This window comes from Sphingomonas morindae (assembly GCF_023822065.1).
Classification (GTDB): Bacteria; Pseudomonadota; Alphaproteobacteria; order Sphingomonadales; family Sphingomonadaceae; genus Solisphingomonas; species Solisphingomonas morindae.
In genome coordinates this window covers 860,024-881,662 of the sequence record NZ_CP084930.1, presented here as the reverse complement: position 1 = coordinate 881,662, position 21,639 = coordinate 860,024, and the positions used below count along the sequence as shown (strand labels likewise).

The 21,639-nt window shown below is 70.7% G+C and carries 28 protein-coding genes, 1 tRNA gene and 1 other RNA gene; 18 read left to right on the top strand and 12 right to left on the bottom strand.

Annotated elements, in window-relative coordinates:
* Window positions 1–85: 85 nt before the first annotated feature.
* The gene (glpK, locus tag LHA26_RS04340) at window positions 86–1,579 is read right to left on the bottom strand and encodes a glycerol kinase GlpK (protein ID WP_252167511.1); all 1,494 of its coding nucleotides are present in this window, start codon (window positions 1,577–1,579) and stop codon (window positions 86–88) included.
* Window positions 1,576–2,379, bottom strand: coding sequence for an MIP/aquaporin family protein (locus LHA26_RS04335; protein ID WP_252167510.1), 804 nt, complete (start codon window positions 2,377–2,379; stop codon window positions 1,576–1,578). Before LHA26_RS04335 ends, glpK begins: the two co-directional genes overlap by 4 nt.
* Window positions 2,380–2,522: 143 nt before the next feature.
* Here LHA26_RS04335 and LHA26_RS04330 point away from each other — a divergent pair, with 143 nt between their 5' ends.
* From LHA26_RS04330 to LHA26_RS04315, 4 genes are all read left to right on the top strand, one after another.
* Complete coding sequence (locus tag LHA26_RS04330; protein WP_252167509.1) at window positions 2,523–4,028, top strand: glycerol-3-phosphate dehydrogenase; 1,506 nt, start codon at window positions 2,523–2,525, stop codon at window positions 4,026–4,028.
* Window positions 4,025–4,843: a DeoR/GlpR family DNA-binding transcription regulator gene (locus LHA26_RS04325; protein WP_252167508.1), complete on the top strand. Its 819-nt coding sequence runs from the start codon at window positions 4,025–4,027 to the stop codon at window positions 4,841–4,843. Before LHA26_RS04330 ends, LHA26_RS04325 begins: the two co-directional genes overlap by 4 nt.
* Window positions 4,844–4,957: 114 nt before the next feature.
* Window positions 4,958–6,220 carry an AI-2E family transporter gene (locus tag LHA26_RS04320; RefSeq protein ID WP_437441246.1) on the top strand — a complete coding sequence of 421 codons (1,263 nt, stop codon included), beginning with the start codon at window positions 4,958–4,960 and terminating at the stop codon, window positions 6,218–6,220.
* A gap of 38 nt (window positions 6,221–6,258) precedes the next feature.
* Window positions 6,259–6,335: transfer RNA gene (locus tag LHA26_RS04315), tRNA-Asp, on the top strand.
* Between the two features lie 110 nt (window positions 6,336–6,445).
* Here LHA26_RS04315 and LHA26_RS04310 read toward each other — a convergent pair.
* From LHA26_RS04310 to LHA26_RS04295, 5 genes are all read right to left on the bottom strand, one after another.
* The gene (locus LHA26_RS04310; RefSeq protein ID WP_252167506.1) at window positions 6,446–6,673 is read right to left on the bottom strand and encodes a DUF2842 domain-containing protein; all 228 of its coding nucleotides are present in this window, start codon (window positions 6,671–6,673) and stop codon (window positions 6,446–6,448) included.
* Entirely contained in the window at window positions 6,670–7,236 is a 567-nt protein-coding gene (locus LHA26_RS04305; protein WP_252167505.1) for a 5-formyltetrahydrofolate cyclo-ligase, read from the bottom strand. The genes LHA26_RS04310 and LHA26_RS04305 overlap by 4 nt, the downstream gene beginning before the upstream one ends.
* A 4-nt stretch (window positions 7,237–7,240) precedes the next feature.
* Window positions 7,241–7,397, bottom strand: a non-coding RNA gene (gene ssrS, locus LHA26_RS20245) — 6S RNA.
* 11 nt (window positions 7,398–7,408) lie between these two features.
* On the bottom strand, window positions 7,409–7,726 hold the full coding sequence (locus tag LHA26_RS04300) for a cell division protein ZapA (RefSeq protein WP_252167504.1): 318 nt from the start codon (window positions 7,724–7,726) through the stop codon (window positions 7,409–7,411).
* The gene (locus LHA26_RS04295; RefSeq protein WP_252167503.1) at window positions 7,726–7,911 is read right to left on the bottom strand and encodes a hypothetical protein; all 186 of its coding nucleotides are present in this window, start codon (window positions 7,909–7,911) and stop codon (window positions 7,726–7,728) included. Before LHA26_RS04295 ends, LHA26_RS04300 begins: the two co-directional genes overlap by 1 nt.
* A gap of 130 nt (window positions 7,912–8,041) precedes the next feature.
* Here LHA26_RS04295 and gap point away from each other — a divergent pair, with 130 nt between their 5' ends.
* The 4 genes from gap (at window position 8,042) to LHA26_RS04275 (ending at window position 11,160) form a co-directional block, all read left to right on the top strand.
* Window positions 8,042–9,049 (top strand): type I glyceraldehyde-3-phosphate dehydrogenase, encoded by a 1,008-nt coding sequence (gap, locus tag LHA26_RS04290; protein WP_252167502.1) that lies wholly within the window; start codon window positions 8,042–8,044, stop codon window positions 9,047–9,049.
* Window positions 9,049–9,525 carry an MOSC domain-containing protein gene (locus LHA26_RS04285; RefSeq protein ID WP_252167501.1) on the top strand — a complete coding sequence of 159 codons (477 nt, stop codon included), beginning with the start codon at window positions 9,049–9,051 and terminating at the stop codon, window positions 9,523–9,525. Before gap ends, LHA26_RS04285 begins: the two co-directional genes overlap by 1 nt.
* A complete protein-coding gene (locus LHA26_RS04280) occupies window positions 9,522–10,718 on the top strand; it encodes a phosphoglycerate kinase (protein ID WP_252167500.1) in 1,197 nt (398 codons plus the stop codon). Before LHA26_RS04285 ends, LHA26_RS04280 begins: the two co-directional genes overlap by 4 nt.
* Before the next feature lie 91 nt (window positions 10,719–10,809).
* Window positions 10,810–11,160 (top strand): hypothetical protein, encoded by a 351-nt coding sequence (locus LHA26_RS04275; protein ID WP_252167499.1) that lies wholly within the window; start codon window positions 10,810–10,812, stop codon window positions 11,158–11,160.
* 89 nt (window positions 11,161–11,249) lie between these two features.
* On the opposite strand, the gene accC is transcribed toward LHA26_RS04275, so the two are convergent.
* The 3 genes from accC to aroQ are packed head-to-tail and all read right to left on the bottom strand — an operon-like array spanning window position 11,250 to window position 13,617.
* Window positions 11,250–12,608 (bottom strand): acetyl-CoA carboxylase biotin carboxylase subunit, encoded by a 1,359-nt coding sequence (gene accC, locus LHA26_RS04270; RefSeq protein ID WP_252167498.1) that lies wholly within the window; start codon window positions 12,606–12,608, stop codon window positions 11,250–11,252.
* A gap of 7 nt (window positions 12,609–12,615) precedes the next feature.
* Window positions 12,616–13,140, bottom strand: a complete 525-nt coding sequence (gene accB / locus LHA26_RS04265; protein ID WP_252167497.1) for an acetyl-CoA carboxylase biotin carboxyl carrier protein — start codon at window positions 13,138–13,140, stop codon at window positions 12,616–12,618.
* Window positions 13,141–13,182: 42 nt separating this feature from the next.
* Window positions 13,183–13,617, bottom strand: coding sequence for a type II 3-dehydroquinate dehydratase (aroQ, locus tag LHA26_RS04260; protein ID WP_252167496.1), 435 nt, complete (start codon window positions 13,615–13,617; stop codon window positions 13,183–13,185).
* A gap of 55 nt (window positions 13,618–13,672) precedes the next feature.
* Between aroQ and thiS the strand changes: the two genes are divergently transcribed.
* The 3 genes from thiS (at window position 13,673) to LHA26_RS04240 (ending at window position 15,263) form a co-directional block, all read left to right on the top strand.
* Entirely contained in the window at window positions 13,673–14,680 is a 1,008-nt protein-coding gene (thiS, locus tag LHA26_RS04250; protein WP_302898037.1) for a sulfur carrier protein ThiS, read from the top strand.
* 77 nt (window positions 14,681–14,757) lie between these two features.
* Entirely contained in the window at window positions 14,758–14,949 is a 192-nt protein-coding gene (locus LHA26_RS04245) for a CsbD family protein (protein ID WP_252167495.1), read from the top strand.
* A 143-nt stretch (window positions 14,950–15,092) separates the two neighbouring features.
* A complete protein-coding gene (locus LHA26_RS04240) occupies window positions 15,093–15,263 on the top strand; it encodes a hypothetical protein (RefSeq protein ID WP_252167494.1) in 171 nt (56 codons plus the stop codon).
* A 32-nt stretch (window positions 15,264–15,295) separates the two neighbouring features.
* Here the strand turns inward: LHA26_RS04240 and LHA26_RS04235 are convergent, their stop codons facing one another.
* Window positions 15,296–15,655 (bottom strand): hypothetical protein, encoded by a 360-nt coding sequence (locus tag LHA26_RS04235; RefSeq protein WP_252167493.1) that lies wholly within the window; start codon window positions 15,653–15,655, stop codon window positions 15,296–15,298.
* A gap of 97 nt (window positions 15,656–15,752) precedes the next feature.
* Window positions 15,753–17,405 (bottom strand): thiamine pyrophosphate-binding protein, encoded by a 1,653-nt coding sequence (locus LHA26_RS04230; RefSeq protein ID WP_252167492.1) that lies wholly within the window; start codon window positions 17,403–17,405, stop codon window positions 15,753–15,755.
* Between the two features lie 45 nt (window positions 17,406–17,450).
* Between LHA26_RS04230 and LHA26_RS04225 the strand changes: the two genes are divergently transcribed.
* From LHA26_RS04225 to LHA26_RS04195, 7 genes are all read left to right on the top strand, one after another.
* Window positions 17,451–18,362, top strand: a complete 912-nt coding sequence (locus LHA26_RS04225; RefSeq protein WP_252167491.1) for an HAD family acid phosphatase — start codon at window positions 17,451–17,453, stop codon at window positions 18,360–18,362.
* Between the two features lies 1 nt (window position 18,363).
* Window positions 18,364–19,014, top strand: a complete 651-nt coding sequence (locus LHA26_RS04220) for a 3-oxoacid CoA-transferase subunit B (protein WP_252167490.1) — start codon at window positions 18,364–18,366, stop codon at window positions 19,012–19,014.
* A gap of 144 nt (window positions 19,015–19,158) precedes the next feature.
* Window positions 19,159–19,482 (top strand): DUF1476 domain-containing protein, encoded by a 324-nt coding sequence (locus LHA26_RS04215; protein WP_252168289.1) that lies wholly within the window; start codon window positions 19,159–19,161, stop codon window positions 19,480–19,482.
* Between the two features lies 1 nt (window position 19,483).
* On the top strand, window positions 19,484–19,714 hold the full coding sequence (locus LHA26_RS04210) for a BolA/IbaG family iron-sulfur metabolism protein (RefSeq protein ID WP_252167489.1): 231 nt from the start codon (window positions 19,484–19,486) through the stop codon (window positions 19,712–19,714).
* Window positions 19,715–19,725: 11 nt separating this feature from the next.
* Window positions 19,726–20,061: a Grx4 family monothiol glutaredoxin gene (gene grxD, locus LHA26_RS04205; protein ID WP_252167488.1), complete on the top strand. Its 336-nt coding sequence runs from the start codon at window positions 19,726–19,728 to the stop codon at window positions 20,059–20,061.
* Between the two features lie 8 nt (window positions 20,062–20,069).
* Window positions 20,070–20,891, top strand: coding sequence for an MBL fold metallo-hydrolase (locus LHA26_RS04200; RefSeq protein ID WP_252167487.1), 822 nt, complete (start codon window positions 20,070–20,072; stop codon window positions 20,889–20,891).
* Window positions 20,891–21,592, top strand: coding sequence for a DUF4230 domain-containing protein (locus LHA26_RS04195; RefSeq protein WP_252167486.1), 702 nt, complete (start codon window positions 20,891–20,893; stop codon window positions 21,590–21,592). The genes LHA26_RS04200 and LHA26_RS04195 overlap by 1 nt, the downstream gene beginning before the upstream one ends.
* Window positions 21,593–21,639: the final 47 nt, after the last annotated feature.

Here is a 21,639-nt window from a genome sequence, read left to right as displayed (position 1 = left end):
GGCCGCGTGATAAGCGAAATCACGCGGCGAATGCGCCGGCCTGTGCCAAGCCGGGGAGGTAACTCGCCAAAGGCCTACGCGATCCTCAGCTGTGGCTAAGGGTTTTCCCGAGGGCCTCGCGCCAGCCCGCGATCAGCGTGGCGCGCATGTCGCGGCCCATGGCGGGCTCGAAGCATTGGCCGCGCGTCCAGGTCCGCGCCAGCGCCGCCTGATCGGCCCAGACGCCGGTGGCGAGCCCGGCATGGAAGGCCGCGCCGAGCGCGGTGGTTTCGAGATGGACAGGGCGTTCCACCGGGGTTTCGAGCATGTCGGCCAGGAATTGGCAGAGCCAGTCATTGGCGGCCATGCCGCCATCCACGCGCATGATCGCGGGCGCCTGGCCGCCATCGGCGATCATCGCCTCGGCGAGATCGAGCGTCTGATAGCCCACCGCCTCGAGCGCGGCGCGGGCGAGATGCGCGGCGCTGGCGCCGAAGGTGAGGCCGAAAATGGCGCCGCGCGCTTCCGGATCCCAGTGCGGCGCGCCCAGCCCGACAAAGGCCGGGACCATATAGACGCCGTGGCTGTCGGGCACCTGCGTCGCCATATCGTTGGTCTGGCTGGCATGGGTGATGACGCCGATGCCGTCGCGCAGCCATTTCACCGCCGCGCCGGCGACGAAGATCGATCCTTCGAGCGCATAGGTCATGCGGCCGTCGAGCCTGTACGCGGGGGTGGTGAGCAGGCGATGATCCGATGCCAGCGCCTCCTCGCCGGTGTTGAGCAGCATGAAGCAGCCCGTGCCATAGGTGGATTTGGCCATGCCGGGCTCGAAACAGGCCTGGCCGAACAGCGCCGCCTGCTGATCCCCCGCCATGCCCGCCACCGGCAGCGGCGCGCCGAACAGCCCGGCCTCGGTGGTGCCGAAGACATGCGCATTGTCATGCACCTCGGGCAGCATGGCGAGCGGCACGCCGAGCAGACGGCACAGCTCCTCGTCCCAGCATTGGCGGCGGATATCGTAGAGCAGGGTGCGCCCGGCATTGGTGACATCGGTGGCGTGGACCTTGCCGCCGGTGAGCCGCCACAGGAGGAAGCTGTCGATCGTGCCGAAGGCGAGGTCGCCGCGTTCGGCGGCGGCGCGGGCGCCCGCCACCTCGTTCAGGATCCAGGCGAGCTTGGTGCCCGAGAAATAGGGATCGAGCAGCAGGCCGGTGCGCGCGCGCACCAGCGCCTCGGCGCCCTCGGCCTTGAGCGCCTGGCAGGTGGCGGCGGTGCGGCGGTCCTGCCAGACGATCGCGTTGTAGATCGGCTTGCCGGTCGCGCGCTCCCACACCACCACGGTTTCGCGCTGGTTGGTGATGCCGATGCCGGCGAGCCCGGCCACGCCGACGCCTGACGCCGCGATCGCCTCGCGCGCGGTGGCCAGCGTATCGCGCCAGATATCCTCGGGATCATGCTCCACCCAGCCGCGGCGGGGATAATGTTGCGGAAATTCGGTCTGCGCGGTCGCGACCGCGCGCGCCGCGTCGGAAAAGACGATGCTGCGCGTGGAGGTGGTGCCCTGATCGATCGCGAGAATATGGGTCGGGCGGGTCATGCGGCCTCCTCTGGCGGCAGGGCGCGGCCCGGCAGGAAGGGCCGGACGGCGAACTGATACAAGGCGGCGCCGACGACGCCGCCGGTGAAGGGGCCGACGATCGGCACCCACCAATAATGATCCGGCGCGGGCAGGGCCGCCGCGCCCCAGCCGGCGAGCCAGCAGAAGAGACGCGGCCCGAGATCGCGCGCGGGGTTGATCGGCCAGGCCTCCAGATAGCCCGCCGAGGCGCCGATACAGGCGACCAGCAGGCCGATGATCAGCGCGCTGGCATTGGCCATGGGCGCCGAGGTGTTGAATTCCTCGGTGATGGCGAAGATGCCGAGCAGCAGGATGGCGGTGAGGATCACCTCGTCCCAGAAGGCATGGATCCTGGTGATGCCCTCGCCCGGATGGGTGAAGAAGACGCCGGCCGCGCCGCCCTGCGTGCGGGGCAGATGGTGGAGCGCGGTGTAGTGATCGATCACCGGCTGGAACATCTGGTACACCAGCGCCGCGCCGATAAAGGCGCCCGCGACCTGCGCCGCCATGTAGAGCGGCGCCTTGCGCGCCGGAAAGCCGCGGAACAGCACCAGCGCGAGCGTGACGGCGGGGTTGGCGTGCGTCCCCGAGACCGCGCCCGTGACATAGATGGCGATGGTGACGGCGAGGCCCCAGGCGATGCACACGCCCCAATAGGCCTGCGCATAGGGGCTCGGATCATAGAGGGTGATCATGGCGGCGGCGGAATTGCCGAGCGTCATGATGATCGCCATCGCGATCAGTTCGGAAATCAGCTCGCCCATCAGCGTGCGGTCCATGCCCGGCGCCATCCTCTCTTGTCCGGCCTCTCTTATCCGGACCGAGCCTCCCCCTCTTTCGAGCGAAGGTCAAGCCTTTCGCCGGGAACCGACCGCGCCTATATTTGGTTTCACCCGAAAGAGAAACGAAAGCGCGAACAGCTATGGCGAGCGATCAGGCGGAGACGGTGGATCTCCTCATCGTCGGCGGCGGGATCAACGGCGCCGGCATTGCGCGCGACGCGGCGGGGCGCGGCCTGTCGGTGCTGCTGGTGGAGCGCGACGATCTGGCCGGCCACACCTCCTCGGCCAGTACCAAGCTGATCCATGGCGGCCTGCGCTATCTGGAATATGGCGAATTCCGGCTGGTGCGCGAGGCGCTGATCGAGCGCGAGCGGCTGTGGGGCATGGCGCCGCACATCATCTGGCCGCTGGAATTCGTGCTGCCGCAGGCGCATTCGCCGCGTCCGGCCTGGATGGTGCGGCTCGGCCTGTTCCTCTACGATCATCTCGGCGGCCGCCGGAAACTGCCCGCGACGCGCGCGGTCGATCTCGATCGCGACGCGATGGGCGACGGGCTGCGGCCCGATGCGGGGCGCGCCTTCGTCTATTCCGACTGCTGGGTCGAGGACAGCCGGCTGGTCGCGCTCAACGCCGCCGATGCCGCCGCGCGGGGCGCCGATATCCGCACCCGCACCAGCCTGGTGCGCGCGGCGCGCGCGGGCGCGGGCTGGGCGGCCGAGATCGAGCAGGGCGGGGTGCGCCGCCGGGTGGAGGCGCGGGCGATCGTCAACGCCGCCGGGCCCTGGGTGGTGGATCTGCTCGGCCGGCTCGGCCAGGCGCCGAACGAGCGTGGCGTGCGGCTCGTCAAGGGCAGCCATATCGTGGTGCCCAAGCTGTACGAGGGCGCCCACGCCTTTCTGCTCCAGAATCCGGACAAGCGCGTCGTCTTCGCCATCCCCTATGAGGGCGACTATACGCTGGTCGGCACCACCGACGAGCCCTGGGACGCGGCGCCCGCGCGGCCCGAGATCAGCGCGGACGAGACCGCCTATCTGTGCGCCACGATCGCGCGCTATTTCGCGCGGCCGATCACGCCCGCGCAGGTCGTGTGGAGCTATGCCGGCATCCGACCGCTCTATGACGATCATGCCGCCAGCGCCTCGGCGGTGACGCGCGACTATGTGCTCGATCTCGACGCGGGCGCGGGGCGGGCGCCGCTGCTCAGCATCTTCGGCGGCAAGATCACAACCTTCCGCAAGCTGGCCGAACATGCGCTGGCCGAACTCGCGCCCTTCTTCCCCGAAGCCGGGCCGGCCTGGACGGCCGGCGCGGTGCTGCCGGGGGGCGATTTCGACGACTTCGAGCGGTTGGTGGCGGCGCTGGTCGCCGAGCGGCCCGGCCTGCCGCCCGCGCTGCTGCGGCGGCTGGCGCGCGCCTATGGCACGCGCACGCGCCAGCTTCTGGGGGCGGCGGCGGGGCCCGAGGCGCTTGGCGAGGACTTCGGCGGCGGGCTCTACGCCGCCGAGATCGACTATCTCGTCGCCGAGGAATGGGCCCGCACCGCCGAGGATATACTCTGGCGGCGCAGCAAGCTCGGCCTGCACGTGCCGGCGGACGCGGCGGCGCGGATCGAGGCCTATCTGGCGCGGCGCCGGGCGGCGGCATGAGCGACGCGGCGCCGGCGCCGGCCGCGGGCGATCGGAAGGGGATGGAGGCGGTCGCCGCGCGACACCGGCTGATCCTGGCGCAGGCGCGCCAGGCGGGGCGGGTGGATGTCGAAGATCTGGCCGCGCGGCTCGCCGTGACGCCGCAGACGATTCGCAAGGATCTCAATATCCTCGCGCGCAAGAGCCTGCTCGCGCGGGTGCATGGCGGCGCGATCGTGACGTCGGGCGTGGACAATCTCGCTTATGGCGAGCGGCGGCTGGTGGCGGCGGGCGCCAAGGCGGCGATCGGCCGCGCGGCGGCGGCGCTGATCCCCGATGGCGCGTCGCTGTTCATCACCATCGGCACCACCACCGAAGCGGTGGCCGAGGCCCTGGACGAGCATCGCGACCTGCTGGTGATCTCCAACAATCTCAACGTGATCGATCGCATGTCCGGGCGCGCGGACCGGCAGGTCATCGCGGTCGGCGGGCGCGTGCGCGCGGCCGATCGCGCGATCATCGGCCCGCTGGCGGCGGAATTCCTCCGCAATTTCAAGGTCGATTTCGCGGTGATCGGGGCCTCGGCGATCGATGCCGAGGGCGCGCTGCTCGATTTCGACACCGACGAGGTGCAGGTGGCGCGCACCATCATCGCCCAGGCGCGGCAGGTGATCCTCGTCGCCGATCACAGCAAGGTGGGGCGGCCGGCGCCGGTGCGGATCGGCGGCTTCGAGGAGATCGGCCATTTCGTCACCGACCGGCTGGACGATCCCCGCCTCGCCGCCGCCTGCGCCGCCGCCGGAACGCGCGTGACCTGCTGCGCCGACCCGACCTGACGCGCCCCTGCGCGGGCGGGGAGGCAAGCGCCGCGCGCCATGCTAAGGTCCGCCGGATGCGGCTTCGCGCCACGCGAATCCGATCGCAGCAGATAAGGCGGGCGCGTGCACGACATGGATCATCCGGGCGAGAGGATCGGGGCCGAGCCGCTGGGTGCCGCGCCGGCACCGACGCCGACACCGGCGGCGCCACCGCCGGCGCCGGCCGGCCGGATCGAGGATCTGGTCTGGCCCGGCGGCTATCATCGCGACCGGCTGCTCGCCGCGATCGCGCTGGTGATGGGCGTGGGGCTGGCCATCGCTCTGCCCTTCGCGCTGCGCGCGGGCGCCGAATTCTTCCTGCCCGTCACGGCGGCGCTGGTGGTGGCGGTGGCGCTGGTGCCGCTGCTGGAATGGCTGGAACGGCGCGGCCTGCCCTCGGGCCTGGCCGCCTTCACCTGCCTGCTCTTCTTCCTCGGCATCGCCAATATGGCGATCGCGGCGATCGTGGTGCCGGCCAGCAACTGGGTGTCGCTGGTGCCCGAGCGCATCGGCCGCATCAAGACCACGGTGCGCCCGCTGGTGGAAATCTATGCCAGCCTCAACAAATCGATCGACGACATGGCGGCGACGATCGCGATCGCCAAGGCCGCGCGCCACGCCCGCACGGTGACGCTGGAAACGCCCAATTCGCTGCTCTCGCTGCTCACCACGGCGGCGCCCTTCGCGATCATCCAGTTCGTGTTCGTGATGCTGGTGATCTTCTTCTTCCTCGCCGGCTGGTCGAACATGCGGCGGCACACGATCATGCGCCGCTCCAGCTTTTCCTCGGCGATGACGCTGGCGCGCGTGATCCAGGATGTGGTGGACGCCACCTCCAGCTACATCGCCACCATCACCGTCATCAACGTGACGCTCGGGCTGGTGGTGGCGGGCGCGGTCCATGCCTTGGGCCTGCCGACGCCGCTGATGTGGGGCGGCATGGTCGCGCTGCTGAACTATGTGCCCTATCTCGGGCCGATCGCGGCGGCCTGCCTGCTCGCGCTCGGCGGCATCATGACCTTCGCCGAGCCCTGGGCGGCGGCGATGCCGGCGACGATCTTCATCGGCCTGCATCTGGTGGAGGCCAACATCGTCACGCCGCTCATCGTCGGCCGGCGGCTGCTGATCAATCCGCTGCTGATCCTGGTGGCGCTGAGCTTCTGGAGCTGGGTGTGGGGCGTGTCCGGCGCGGTGCTGGCGGTGCCGCTGCTCATCATCGCGCGGACCGTGCTGGACGCCGCCGGACGCCCCGACATCGCCGGCTTTCTGTTCGAGTCGGGCACGCTCGGCGGCAGCGACAAGAATGTGCGCGAGGATGTGCATGGGTCGCTTGACAGGGGCGGGGGAGCCCCGTAGAGCGCGCCCACCCCGGCAACGGGGGCGCCAAGAAATGCGCGGGTGTAGCTCAGTTGGTTAGAGCGCCGGCCTGTCACGCCGGAGGTCGCGGGTTCGAGCCCCGTCACTCGCGCCACTCTCCACGGAGAGTGGGGGGCGCCTCATCCGGGCTTCTTCTTCCCCTCCGCAATCAATCCGCCGCCCGGGCGATGGCCTTTTCGGATCGCTGATCCGCGCCGGCGCCGATCAGCGCCAGCGGCCCGTTTCCATCCAGCGCAGCAGCCGGCGCAGCGGCAGCAGCCAGATCCAGGCGAGCCCGGCCGCCGCGTAGAACAGCGCCTGCGCCGCCCAATGGAGCCGCGCCACCGGGCCCGCGACCTGGACCACCAGCCCCAGCCAGAGCGCGATCAGCAGCAGGATCAGAAAGGCACCGGCGGGCTTGCGCCAGCTGGGCGCGGGCGGGGGCGCGATCATGGGCAGGCGATCCATTCCTCTTCGGTGACAATCGCGGTCAGCGCGGCGTCCCAGGGGTCGACGGGAAGCCCGGCGCTCTCCTGCACGCGCCACGCAATGCCGATGCGGGCGGGAGCGGGATGGGCGGCGAGCCAGCGATCGTAGAAGCCGCCGCCCTGGCCGAGGCGATGCCCCTGCCGATCGAAGGCGAGCAGCGGCATCAGCAGCCGGGCGGGGCGGACGGTGGCGGCGGGTGGAGGCTCGGCGATGCCGGCATGGCCCGGGGCGAGCGGCCGATCGGGCGCGTAGGCGACGAAGCGCATCACGCCATCCTCGATCCGCGGCAGCGCGATGGCATGGCCGGCGGCGTGGGCGCGATGCAGGAAGGGCAGGATATCGGGTTCGCCGCGATGCGCGACATAGCCGGCGATCGGCCCCGGCGCGGCGAGCAAAGGCGCCAGCCGCGCCCGGAGCGCCTCCTCCCGCGCGTGGCGATCGGGCGCGGCGAGGCTCTGGAGAAAGGCCCGGCGCGCGGCGCGGGCGGCGCGGCGCAGCGCCGGCTTTTCGGGATTGGCCTCAGCCAAGGGTGGTGGGACCGCCATGGCCGTTTGCCGGAATATCCTCTGACGCCGTCAACGTCAGGTGGGAGCCATGTAGCACGGACCAGGGTCCGGCCAGGGACGACCCCCATGGATGTGGAATCGCCTCAGGGATAATCGCTACAGCTCGCACCGGGCAGTACCCACCAAGGCCGATCTAGGATGCCGGCGCCGGCTTCTCAAGGGCCGCGACAAGCGCCTCGAGACGGACGGCGCAGCGTTCCAGCGCGGCGAGCCGCGCTTCGCCTTCGATTCTGATCCCGGCGGAGGCGGTGCGCTGCTCGTCCAGCTCGTCCGCCAGCAGCATGGCGGCGAGCAGCAGCTCGCGTGCCTCCTGCCCGCGCCCGACCGCGCGCCGCGCCTCGGTGAGGCGGGAATCGACCAGCCGCGCCAGCAGCCGGACGCGATCCTGCTCGCCCTCGCGGCAGGCCAGCGTATAGGCGCGGCCGCCCACCTCGATCGGAACGTCCGCCATCAGCCGCCGCGCGCCGCGATCAGCTGGTCGAGCCGGGCGAGCGCCTCGCCCGCGCCGCTGCGCAGCGCCGCATGGCGGGCCTCGGCCTCCGCCGCGTCCTGCGGCACGGAGGCGGCGAGCTGTTCGAGCCGGGCAAGCGCCGCCTCGATGCGGGAAAGGGCCTGATCGAAGCGCGTGTCCGCCATGGCGCCTGGCATAGCATGGCGCGGGCGCCGGGCAAGGCGCTGGCGATTCGCGCCCTGCGAGAGTTGACGCGCCCGCCCCCGCGCGACACATGGGCGCCAGTCTCAAACCCTGCGATGGGAGTCACGGAACATGGCGGTCAAGGTTGCGATCAACGGCTTCGGCCGCATCGGTCGGCTCGTCGCGCGCGCGATCCTGGAGCGGCCCGAGTGCGGCCTCGAGCTGGTGGCGATCAACGATCTCGCGGACACCAAGGCCAATGCCGCTTTGTTCAAGCGGGATTCGATCCATGGCAGCTGGAAGGGCAGCGTCACCGCCGAGGGCGACTATATGATCGTCGACGGCACGCGCATCCTCGTCACCGCGCAGCGCGATCCGGCCAATCTGCCGCATAAGGATCTCGGCATCGACATCGCGCTCGAGTGCACCGGCTTCTTCACCGATCGCGAATCGGCCGGCAAGCATCTCGCGGCGGGCGCCAAGCGCGTGCTGATCTCGGCGCCGGCCAAGGGCGTGGACCTGACCGTCGTCTACGGCGTCAACCACGACAAGATCACCGCCGAGCACAGCATCCTGTCCAACGCCTCCTGCACCACCAACTGCCTCGCGCCGGTGGCCAAGGTGATGAACGACGCGATCGGCATCGAGCGCGGCCTGATGACAACGGTGCACAGCTACACCAACGACCAGAAGATCCTCGACCAGATCCACAAGGATCCGCGCCGCGCCCGGGCGGCGGCGATGTCGATGATCCCCACCACCACCGGCGCCGCGCGGGCGGTGGGCGAGGTGCTGCCCGAGCTGAAGGGCAAGCTGGACGGATCGGCGGTGCGCGTGCCCACGCCCAACGTCTCGATGATCGATCTCACCTTCACCCCCAAGCGCGACACCAGCAAGGAGGAGGTCAACGCCCTGCTCAAGGCCGCCGCCGAGGGGCCGATGAAGGGCGTGCTCGATTATACCGACGAGCCGCTCGTCTCGATCGATCTCAACGGCGCGCCGGCCTCGTCGACGGTCGACAGCCTCGAGACGGCGGTGCTCGAGGGCAAGCTGGTGCGCATCCTCTCCTGGTACGACAATGAATGGGGCTTCTCGAACCGGATGGTCGACACCGCCGGCGCGATCGCCAAGACGCTCTGATGCGCGGACGCCTGCTCGGCATCGCGCGCAAGGCGCGGCCGCGCGGGCCGATGCTGTGCATGGCGGCGGGCGAGATCGGCCTCGCCACCGGCCTGGCGGGCGATTGCCGGGGCGTGCGCAGGCCGCGCGCCGCCGGCCGCCGCCAGGTGACGGCGCTGCTCGCCGCCGATTGGCGGGCGGCGCTCGAGGCGCTGGGCGGGGCGGAGATCGACTGGTCGCTGCGCCGCGCCAATCTGCTGATCGAGGGTTCGCTGCCGCGCGCGCCGGGCGCGCTGGTGCGGATCGGCGCCGCGCTGCTCGAGATTACCGGCGAATGCGATCCCTGCCGGCGGATGGAGGCGGTGGCGCCCGGGCTGGAGGCGGCGCTGCGCCCCGGCTGGCGCGGCGGCCGCACGCTGCGGGTGGTCGAGCCGGGCGCGATCGCGCTCGGCGATGAGGTGCGGCTGATACACGCGGATTATCGGGAGGCGATATGACGGCTTTCAAGACGCTGGACGATCTCGGCGCGCTGCGCGGCACGCGCGTGCTGGTGCGCGAGGATCTCAACGTGCCGATGGACGGCGCGCGGGTGACGGACGACACGCGGCTGCGCGCGGCGGCGCCGACCATTGCCGAACTGGCCGACAAGGGCGCGGTGGTGCTGGTGCTGGCGCATTTCGGCCGGCCCAAGGGCGAGAAGCGACCGGATATGAGCCTCGCGCTGGTCACCCAGCCGCTGGCGCATGTGCTGGGGCGCGAGGTGAGCTTCATCCCCGATTGCCAGGGCGCGGACGCCGAGGCGGCGGTCGCGGCGCTCGCGCCGGGCAGCATCGCGGTGCTGGAGAATACCCGCTTCCACGCCGGCGAGGAGAAGAATGATCCGGCGCTGGCGCAGGCTATGGCGCGGCTCGGCACCGTCTATGTGAACGATGCCTTCTCCGCCGCGCACCGCGCCCATGCCTCCACCGAGGGGCTGGCGCATCATCTGCCGGCCTATGCCGGCCGCGCGATGCAGGCCGAGCTGGAGGCGCTCGAAAAGGCGCTCGGCTCGCCCGAGCATCCGGTGGCGGCGGTGGTCGGCGGCGCCAAGGTCTCGACCAAGCTCGATGTGCTCAAGCATCTCGTGGCGCGGGTGGATCATCTCATCATCGGCGGCGGCATGGCCAATACCTTCCTCGCCGCGCGGGGCGTGAAGGTGGGCAAATCGCTGTGCGAGCATGATCTGGCGCCGACCGCCCTGGCGATCTTGGAAGCGGCCGAGGCGGCGAACTGCACCGTCCACCTGCCCTATGACGTGGTGGTGGCCAAGGAATTCCGCGCCAATCCGCCGGTGCGCACCGTCAATGTGCATGAGGTGGCCGAGGATGAGATGATCCTCGATGTCGGGCCGAGCGCGGTCGAGGCGCTGGCCGATGTGCTCAAGACCTGCCGCACCCTGGTGTGGAACGGGCCGCTCGGCGCCTTCGAGACGCCGCCCTTCGACGCCGCCACGGTGAGCCTGGCGCGCACCGCCGCCGCGCTCACCCAGGATGGCAGCCTGATCTCGGTGGCGGGCGGGGGCGATACCGTCGCCGCGCTCAACCAGGCGGGGGTGGCGGACGGCTTCACCTTCGTCTCCACCGCCGGCGGCGCCTTTCTGGAGTGGATGGAAGGCAAGACGCTGCCGGGGGTCGCCGCGCTCCAATCGTGATCCCGCGCCGCCGCGCGCCGGCCTGGCGCGCGGCGGGCGGCACGGCGGCGGCCCTGTCGCGTTGTTCCTCGCGACGCGAGAGGAGACAGACATGGCCGACCAGGATCAGAACCAGGCCGCGGGCCGCGCGCCCGAGGCGGACGAGGCGGTGGCGCCCTATGTGCCGGGCGCGCCCGAGGGCGAGCGGCAGGATGGCCCCGGCATCGCCCCGCCGCGCCCCGAACGCACCGACGCCACGCCCGTGGGCAGCACGGCGGAGCGCCGGCGCGGGCCGCGCCAGGGCCATGGCGGCGACGATCCCTTTGTCGAGGAGGCCGGCGAGCCCGCCGATTTCAAGACCGGCGCCGCGCGCGGTTCGGGCGCCGGGGCGGGCGGCGGCGGCGCCGGCGAGACCGAGCAGCCCGATCCCGACAGCATGAGCGGCGGCGGTCCGCAAAGCTGAGGCGCGCCCGCCGCGGGGTGCCGTTCCGACATGAAAAGTCCCGCGTCGATCGCTCGGCGCGGGGCTCTCATAAGCGCATGGCCGGCGGCTCAGCCCTGGTCGGGCTCCTGCTCGGCCAGCCACCGCTCCAGCCATTTGATGGTATAGTCGCCGTCCTGGAACTCGGGATCGTCGAGCAGCGCCTGGTGCAGCGGGATCGTCGTCGTGATCCCGTCGATCACGAATTCCTCGAGCGCGCGGCGCAGCCGGCGCAGCGCGCCTTCGCGGCTATGGCCCCAGACGATCAGCTTGGCGACCATCGAATCATAGTAAGGCGGCACGCGATAGCCGGCATAGAGGCCGCTATCGACGCGCACATTCATGCCGCCCGGGGCGTGATAGCCCTTCACCAGCCCCGGCGAGGGGGCGAAGCTGCGCGGATGCTCGGCATTGATGCGGCATTCGATGGCATGGCCGCGAAACTCGACCTCGTCCTGGCTGAGCGTGAGCAGATAGCCATCGGCGACGCGGATCTGCTCGCGCACCAGATCGAGCCCGGTGACCATCTCGGTGACCGGATGCTCGACCTGCAGCCGCGTATTCATCTCGATGAAGTAGAAGCGGCCATCCTCGTAGAGGAATTCGATCGTGCCGGCGCCGCGATAGCCCATCTCGGCCATGGCCCGGGCGACGGTGGCGCCCATCTCCTCGCGCTGCGCCATCGAGATGACGGGAGAGGGCGCCTCCTCCAGCACCTTCTGGTGGCGGCGCTGGAGCGAACAGTCGCGCTCGCCGAGATGGATGGCGTTGCCGCGCCCGTCGCCGAACACCTGGAATTCGATATGGCGGGGGTCCGCCAGATATTTTTCCATATAGACGGTGGCGTCGCCAAAGGCGGCCTTGGCCTCGCTGCCGGCCTGCGCCATCAGGCTTTCGAGCTGGCTTTCTTCCGGCACCACCTTCATGCCGCGCCCGCCGCCGCCCGAGGCGGCCTTGATGAGCACGGGATAGCCGATCTCGGCGGCGACGCGCTTGGCCTCGTCGAGCGAGGTCAGCGGCCCGTCGGAGCCGGGCACCAATGGCAGGCCGAGCCGGGCGGCGGTCGCCTTGGCCTCGATCTTGTCGCCCATGGTGCGGATATGCTCGGGCTTGGGCCCGATGAAGATCAGATCATGCGCCTCGACGATCTCGGCGAACTTGGCGTTTTCCGAAAGAAAGCCATAGCCCGGATGGATCGCGTCCGCCCCGGAGATTTCGGCGGCGGCGATGATGTTGGGGATGTTGAGATAGCTTTCGCTCGCCGCCGGCGGCCCGATGCACACGGCATGGTCCGCCAGGCGCACATGCATGGCATCGGCATCGGCGGTGGAATGCACCGCCACCGTCTGGATGCCCATCTCGTGGCAGGCGCGATGGATGCGCAGCGCGATCTCGCCGCGATTGGCGATCAGGACCTTCTGGATCGGCATCGGGATCCTACTCGATCACGACGAGCGGCTGATCGAACTCGACCGGCTGCCCATTCTCAATCAGGATCTGCGTGATCTGGCCGGCGCGCGGCGCGACGATCGGGTTCATCACCTTCATCGCCTCGACGATCAGCAGCGTCTCGCCGGCCTTGACCGGCTTGCCGATCGCCACGAAATCGGCGGCGCCCGGCTCGGGCGCGAGATAGGCGGTGCCGACCATGGGCGAGCGGACGGTGCCGGGATGCGCGCCCGGAGCCGCCAGCGCGGGGGCGGCGGCGGGCGCGGGGGCCGCCGCCGCCGGCGCGGCGCCGAGCGGCGCGGCGGCCGGCGCCATCGGCGCGGCGGCGGCGAGCGCCATCGGCGCGGGCGCGGCGGCGATGGAGACGGTGCGCGCGACCCGGATGCGGCGGTCGCCGTCCTGCACCTCGATCTCGGTGAGGCGGGTGGCGTCGAGCAGTTCGGCAAGCTGGCGCACCAGCGCGGGATCGACCTGCATCGGCGCCGCGCCGCCGTCCTGAATGGCTTCGGTCATTCCATGACCCTTCTTATGTGGACAAGATTGCCGCGCGTCCTGTCAGAGCTTTGCCGCCGCGTCCAGCGCCAGCAGATAGCCCAACGCGCCGAAACCGGCGATCGTGCCGTGCGCGGCCATGCCGACATAGCTGCGACGGCGAAAGGGTTCGCGCCGATGCGGGTTGGAAAGGTGCACCTCGATCACCGGCACCTCGACCGCCTTGATCGCATCATGGACGGCGATGGAGCTGTGCGTATAGGCGCCGGCGTTCAGGATGACCGCATGCGCCTGGCGCGCCGCCGCCTCCTGGATCCAGTCGACCAGATGGCCCTCGTGGTTGGACTGGCGGATATCCAGCTCCAGCCCGAGCGTGCGGGCATGGTCCTCCATCCGCCCGGCGATATCGTCGAGCGTGTCGGCGCCGTAGATTTCGGGTTCGCGCGTGCCGAGCAGGTTGAGGTTCGGCCCGTTGAGGACATAGACGGTGGCGGCCATGGGCTCCCTTCCTATATGCGGGGCCTACCTAGACGAGCTTTCTTGGAAACCAAATATGCACAGCGACGGCACCCTCAGCATCCGCGTCAATGGCGAGCATCGGCGAGTCGCCGCCGGGCTCAGCCTGGCCGGGCTCGCGCAGGAGCTCGGGCTCGAGCCGACCAAGGTGGCGGTGGAGCGCAATCTCGAGGTGGTGCCCCGGTCGCAGCTCGCGGCGGTGCTGCTGGAGGATGGCGACGAGCTGGAGATCGTCCATTTCGTCGGCGGCGGCGATCATCCGGCGGCAGGGCTGGCGGAGGATCGCTGGACGGTGGCGGGGCGGAGCTTCACCTCGCGGCTCATCGTCGGCACCGGCAAGTACAAGGATTTCGCGCAGAACGCCGCCGCGCTCGAGGCGTCCGGCGCGGAGATCGTCACGGTGGCGGTGCGGCGGGTGAACGTGTCCGATCGCAAGGCGCCGATGCTGACCGACTATATCGATCCCAAGCGCTTCACCTATCTGCCCAACACCGCCGGCTGCTTCACCGCCGACGAGGCGATCCGCACGCTGCGCCTGGCGCGCGAGGCGGGCGGCTGGGATCTGGTGAAGCTGGAGGTGCTGGGTGAGGCGCGGACCTTGTACCCGGACATGGTGGAGACGCTGCGCGCCACCGAGATCCTCGCCAAGGAGGGCTTCCTCCCGATGGTCTATTGCGTCGACGATCCGATTGCCGCCAAGCGGCTGGAAAATGCCGGCGCGGTGGCGATCATGCCGCTCGGCGCGCCGATCGGCTCGGGGCTGGGCATCCAGAACCGCGTCACGATCCGGCTGATCGTGGAGGGCGCCGGGGTGCCGGTGCTGGTCGATGCCGGCGTGGGCCAGGCCTCGGACGCGGCGGTGGCGATGGAGCTTGGCTGCGACGGCGTGCTGATGAACACCGCCATCGCCGAGGCCAAGGATCCGCTGCTGATGGCGGCCGCGATGAAGGCGGCGGTGGCGGCGGGCCGGCTCTCCTACCGCGCCGGGCGCATGGGCCAGCGCCGCTATGCCGATCCCTCCAGCCCGCTCGCCGGGCTCATCTGATCGTCTAAAGCTAATCGAGGTTGGAACCGCTCCGTCCGGCCGTGGGTTTTTACCGACGAAGGACAAGGAGACAGTCAATGAGCGAGCTGACCGACAAGATCAAGGGCGTGGCCAACGAGATCACCGGCAAGGCCAAGCAGGCTGTCGGCCGCGAGAGCGACAATGGCCGACTCGAGGCCGAAGGTGCCGCGCAGGAGGGCAAGGGCCATCTCCAGCAGGCCAAGGGCGACGTGAAGGGCGCGGTGAAGGGCGTGGTCGACCGCGCCTGACCTCCGACCTTGGGCGAAAGCCCCTATACCTAGGCCGAAGAAGGCGCGAGTCGCAGGCTCGCGCCTTCTGTCGTTAGGGGAAAAGGGCGGACAGTGGCGGGCGCGGTAAATGTTTCGCCCACCAAACCGTTATGGATCATGTTATGACAGACTGGTTCAGACCCGCCGAGCACCACAGCGCCTCCGACGCGATGCTGTCCGCCACGCTGAGCACCGCCTTTGGCCAGCCGGCCGAACAGGCGCTGCCGCGCGATTTCCTCGCCATGCTGGTGGCGCTCGACCGCAGCAAACGCGACACCGCCGGGCGCGCCTGACCGGAGGTCAGGCGGCCGGCGATCGTCCGGCGCTACCAGCCGTAATAGCCGTAATAGCCATAGGCCGGCGGCGGCGGGGGCGCATAATAGACCGGCGGGGGCGGCGGCGGCGGGGCATATCCGTAGCCATAGCCATAGGCCGGCGGATAGCGATCGGACGAGGCGATCGCCGCGCCGACACCCAGGCCGAGCAGGCCGGCCGCCACCGCCGTGCCCGTGCTGACACCGCCATAGCGGCGATAGCCATAGCCCCGGCCATAGCCGCCATGCCAGCCGCCACCGCCGTGCCAGCCATAGCCGCCGCCCCAGCGCGCCTCGGCCGGCGCGGTCGCGACCAGACCGCTCATCGCCAGAAGGGCGGCGGCGGCGGCACCCGTGAACATTTTGCGCATCGCGCATCTCCCAAGACGATGATCGGATCGATCATGCATGAGGCGGATATAGGCGCGCCCCGCTGAACCGCCCAGGAACGGGATGTTTATTTAATGTTCACCGGGCCTTGAGCTGGGTGAGCGTGAGCGCGGGGCTGATCTGTTCGAGATCGGTGCGGAGGTGGAGCAGTGCCACGCCGGGGGCCTTGAGCGCCCGCTCCAGCGCCGGGCCGAAATCCTCGGTGCGGTCCACCTGCTCGGCAAAGGCGCCATAGGCGCGGGCGAGCGCGGCGAAATCGGGATTGGTCAGCGTCGTGCCCGAGGGGCGGCCGGGATAGGCGCGCTCCTGGTGCATGCGGATCGTGCCATAGCTGCCATTGTCCACCACCAGCACGAGCAGCTTGAGCCCCTTGGCCTGGGCGGTGGCCAGCTCCTGGCCGTTCATCAGGAAGCAGCCGTCGCCGGCCAGCGCGATCACCGGGGCGCCCGGCCGGCGCAGCGCGGCGGCGATCGCGGCGGGCAGGCCATAGCCCATCGCGCCGGCGGTGGGGGCGAGTTGCGTGCCCGGCGCACCGTAGCGCCAGTAGCGATGCCACCAGCCGGAATAATTGCCCGCGCCGTTGCACAGGATGGCATCGGCCGGCAGCGCCGCGCGCATCGTCGCCACGCACGGCCCGAGATCGAGCGCCACGCCCGCGCGCGGCGCCGGCTCGGACCAGGCGCGCCAGGCCGCATGCGCCTCGGCGCCGTCGGCGAAGGGCAGGATGTCGTGCGGCCAGTGCGCCAGGCTTTCGCTGAATTCGTGGCAATCGGCGCAGATGGCGAGATCGGTCCGGTACACGGCGTTCAGCTCGGCCGCATCGGGATGGACATGGACCAGCGTCTGGCCGGGATGATCGGGGGTGACGAGGCTATAGCCATCGGTCGTCGCCTCGCCGAGCCGCGCGCCCACCACCAGCAGCAGATCGGCGGCCTTGACGCGCGCCACCAGCGCCGGATTGGGGCCATAGCCGAGATTGCCGGCATAGACGGGCGATGCGCTATCGATCGCATCCTGGCGGCGGAAGGCGCAGGCGACGGGCAGGCCGATCTCCTCGGCGAAGGCGGCGAAATGGTGCGCGGCGGCTTCGTCCCAATCGGCCCCGCCGACAATGGCGAGCGGCGCGCACGCGTCCTTGAGCAGCGCCACCAGCGCCTCCAGCGCGCCGGGATCGGCGGGCTGGGGCGGGCGCTGGATGCGCGGCCGGTCCGCCGCCTCGACGCGGTCGAGCAGCATGTCCTCGGGCAGCGCCAGCACCACCGGGCCGGGGCGGCCGGAGAGCGCGGTGGCATAGGCACGCGCGACATATTCGGGGATGCGCGCGGCATCGTCGATCCGCGCCGCCCATTTGGCGAGCGGCCGGAAGGCGGCGACGAGATCCACCTCCTGAAACGCCTCGCGATCGCGATCGCCGCGCGCGACATCGCCGATGAACAGGATCATCGGGGTCGAATCCTGGCGCGCCACATGCACGCCGATGGCGGCGTTGGTGGCGCCCGGCCCGCGCGTGACGAAGGCGATTCCGGGCCGGCCCGTCAGCTTGCCGTCGGCCTCGGCCATGAACGCCGCGCCGCCTTCCTGGCGGCACACGACCAGATCGATGGCGGGGCTGTCATGCGCCGCGTCGAGCACGGCGAGGAAGCTTTCGCCGGGAACGGTGAAGATCCGGTCGCAGCCCTGGGCGAGGAGCTGGTCCACCAGAATGCGGCCGCCGGTGCGCGTGTCAGTCATACCTCTCTCTAGTCCGGCCGCCGGGGGGATGCTAGCGCTCCGGCCATGCGCATCCTTGCCCGCCTGGCGCGCGCCGCGCCGCTCGCCTTATCGCTCGCGCCCCTGCTCGCCGTGGCGGGCTGCGGCACGCCGCCGCGGCCGCGCGCGCCGGCCGCCGCGTCGCCCTTTCTCGCGGGCGATCAATATCTCTATGGCTCGGGCGAGGCGGCGGCGGTGAGCCGCCAGGCGTGGAACGCGCTGGCCGATTATGCCGAACGCGCGCGCGCCGGCCGGCGAGGCGTGGTGCTCGCCGCCGGGGCGACGCTGGCGGCGCCGCGCTTCGTGCCGTGCGGCGCCAAGCCGCCCGCCGCCGTGTTCGACGTGGACGAGACGGTGCTGCTCAATCTCGGCTTCGAATATGATCAGCTCGCCGCCGGACGGCCGGGCTTCGATCAGCAGCGCTGGCTGCGCTGGGAGCAGGGCGGCGTCGAGGCGGTGGCGCCGGTGCCGGGCGCGCGCGAGGGGCTGGCGCGGCTGCGCGCGCTGGGCATCACCGTCATCTTCAACACCAATCGTTCCGCCGCGAATGCGGGCTATACCGAGCAGGCGCTCGACCGCGCCGGCCTCGGCCCCGCGCGCCATGGCGAGACGCTGTTCCTGATGGGCGACGACGAGGCCGGCCCCGCCAAGGACGGCCGCCGCGCGCGGATCGCGGCGCGCTATTGCGTGATCGCGCTCGGCGGCGATCAGCTCGGCGATTTCTCCGATCTCTTCACGGCCGAGGCCGATCCCGCCGCGCGCCGCGCGCTCACCGCGCTGCCGGGCATCGCCGGCCTGTGGGGGCGGGGCTGGTTCGCGCTGCCCAATCCGGTCTATGGAGCGGGGCTGAAGGGAGGAATCGATACGATCTTCCCGCCGGCGCAGCGCTGGACCGATCCCGGCGCGCCGACCACAGGCAAGGGCAAGGGGCGAGGCTGAGATGGTGTGGACACGCGACGAGATGGCGGCCCGCGCGGCGCGCGAGCTTGAGGACGGTTTCTACGTCAATCTCGGCATCGGCATTCCCACGCTCGTCGCCAACCATCTGCCCGCGGGCGTGGAGGTGACGCTCCAGTCCGAGAACGGCATGCTCGGCATCGGCCCCTTCCCCTATGCGGGCGAGGAGGATCCCGACCTCATCAACGCCGGCAAGCAGACCATTACCGCGCTGCCCTCATCGAGCTTCTTCTCCTCGGCGGACAGTTTCGCCATGATCCGGGGCGGCCATATCGATGTCGCGGTGCTGGGCGCGATGGAGGTGTCCGAACAGGGCGACATCGCCAATTGGATGATCCCCGGCAAGATGGTGAAGGGCATGGGCGGGGCGATGGATCTCGTCGCCGGGGTCAAGAAGATCATCGTCGTGATGGATCTCGCCGCCAAGGATGGCACGCCCAAATTCATCCCCGCCTGCACCCTGCCGCTCACCGGCAAGAATGTGGTGGACATGATCATCACCGAATATGCGGTGTTCAGCCGGCCCGATCATGCGAGCCTGTTCCGCCTGATCGAGCTGGCGCCGGGCATCAGCGCCGCCGAGGTGGCGGCCAAGGTGACGGCGCGGTACGAAGAGGCGCTCGCCCCCGCCTGAGCCCGGCCGGCCGGCGCTTCCGGCGGCCCGCGTCCCGTGCCGCGCGCGCGCGGCACCCACATCGCGGACCGGGCCGCGCCCATTGCGCCACCCGACGAGCTTGCCTATCTCCGCCGCCAAGGGTCCGCAGGGGATGGCAGAGGCATGACGAGTTTCGACGACCGGGAACGCGCTTTCGAAGCGAAGTTCGCCCATGATCAGGAAATGGCGTTCCGCGTGGTCGCGCGGCGCAACCGTCTGATCGGCCAATGGGCGGCGGACCGCATGGGTCTCACCCCCGCCGAAACCGATGCCTATGCCCGCTCGGTCGTGCAGGCGGAGTTCGAATCCGCTGGCGACGAGGATGTGATCCGCAAGCTGTACGGCGATCTCGTCTCCGCCGGCGTGGAGATCGACGAAGCCGCCATCCGCGGCGAGCTGGAACTCAAGCTGATCGAAGCACGCCGCCAGCTGATCGAGGCGCTCTGACATGGCGATGGCGGCGGACGAAATCGCGGCGCTGATCCGCCAGTCCATCCCGGACGCATCGGTGGAGATCACCGATCTCGCCGGTGACGGCGATCATTACGCCGCCCGGGTGGTGAGCGAGAGCTTCCGAGGTCTGCCGCGCGTGCGGCAGCATCAACGTGTGTACGAGGCGCTGGGCGGGCGCATGGGGGGCGTGCTGCACGCGCTCCAGCTCACCACCGCCACGCCTTAAGGAGTGACAGCATGACCGAAGACGTTCAGGCGCGGATCGACCAGGCCGTGAAGGGCAGCGACGTGCTGCTGTTCATGAAGGGCTCGCCGCTATTCCCGCAATGCGGCTTCTCCAGCCGCGCGATCGCGATCCTCGATCGGCTCGGCGTGGATTACGCCTCGATCGACGTGCTTCAGGATCAGGGCATCCGCCAGGGCATCAAGGCCTATTCGGACTGGCCGACGATCCCGCAGCTCTATGTGAAGGGCGAATTCGTCGGCGGCTCGGACATCATGATGGAGATGTACGAGAGCGGCGAGCTGGCCGAGCTGATGACCAAGTCCGGCGTCGCGCAGAAAGCGGCCTGAGCCTGGGCATGGCCGCGCCGGTCGCGACGGTGCACCCGCTGGTGCGGCGGATCACCGCCGCCAATGGCGGTCCCTTCACCGCGACCGGCACGCAGACGCACATCGTCGGCCATGGCCGGGTCGCGGTGATCGATCCCGGACCCGCCTTGGACGCGCATATCGAGGCGCTGCTGGCGGCGGTCGCGGGCGAGACGGTCGCCGCCATTCTCTGCACCCACACGCATCGCGACCATAGCCCCGGCGCGGCGCCGCTCGCGGCGGCCACCGGGGCGCCGGTGCTGGGCTGCGCGCCGGTGGCGGGCGCCGGCTTCGACGAAAGCTATGCCCCCGCGCGCGTGCTCGCCGATGGCGAGGCGGTGACCGGCCCGGGCTGGACGCTGCGCGCGCTCGCCACCCCGGGCCATACCTCCAACCATCTCTGCTTCCTGCTGCCCGAAGCCCGCGCCCTGTTCAGCGGCGATCATGTCATGGGCTGGTCCACCAGCGTTGTTATCCCGCCGGACGGGCATATGGGCGCCTATCTCGCCAGCCTCGAGCGGCTGCTCGATCTGGATGTCGATACCTATTTCCCGGCGCATGGCGATCCCGTGGCGCAGCCGGCGCGGCTGGTGCGGCGGATGATCGGCCATCGCCGCCAGCGCGAGGGCCAGATCCTGCGGCTGCTCGGCGAAGGCGTGGCGGGCGTGCCCGAAATGGTCGAGCGGCTCTATGTCGGGCTCGATCCCCGGCTGGTGCGCGGCGCCGAGGCCAGCGTGCTCGCGCATCTCCAGCACCTCGCCGAGCGCGATCGGGTGCGGCAGGATGGCCCGCGCTGGGCGCTCGCCGCCTGATGCCGCCCTGGGCGCGGCGCGCGCTGATCGCGCTGCTCGGGCTGATCGCGGTGGCGGCGCTGGGGCTGGCGGCGCTCCGGGTCGTGCGCGCGGTCGAGCGCCGCTTCGTCCCCGATCCCAGCGTGATCGCCACCGCCAGCCTGGAGGGGCTGCGCGCGCAGAACCGCCTGTCGGGGCTGGTCGCCAGCTATGTGGCCGTGGTCACCGCCACGCAGAGCCGCTTCGGCCTGTCCGCCCAGCGCACGCTGATCCTGCCCGGCCAGGTGCGCTACGAGGTGGATCTCGCGCGGCTGCGGCCCGGGGATCTGCGCTGGGACGCCGCCGCGCACCGGCTCGACGTGACGCTGCCGCCGCTGGAACTGGTGGGGCCGGCGGTCGATCTGGCGCGGATGCGCAGCTATGATGGCGGCGGGCTGCTGCTGCGTTTCTCCCATGTCGGCGAAGGGCTGGACGCGGCCAACCGCAAGGCCGCCGAGACCGAATTGATGCGCCAGGCGCGCCAGCCGGTGGCGATGCAGATCGCGCGGGATGCCACGCGGCGGGCGGTGGAACGCAGCTTCGCGCTGCCGCTCCGCGCCGCCGGGCTGGACGCGCGCGTGCGCGTGCGCTTTCCCGACGAGCCCGGCTTTCCCGCCGAGCCCGATCCCCGGCCGATGGAGCGATCCCGTTCGCTCGGCGAGATTTTCGGGCTGGACCGCTGACCCTCCCCTGGACGACAGGCCTTTCCTCCCCGACATAATCGTAATAG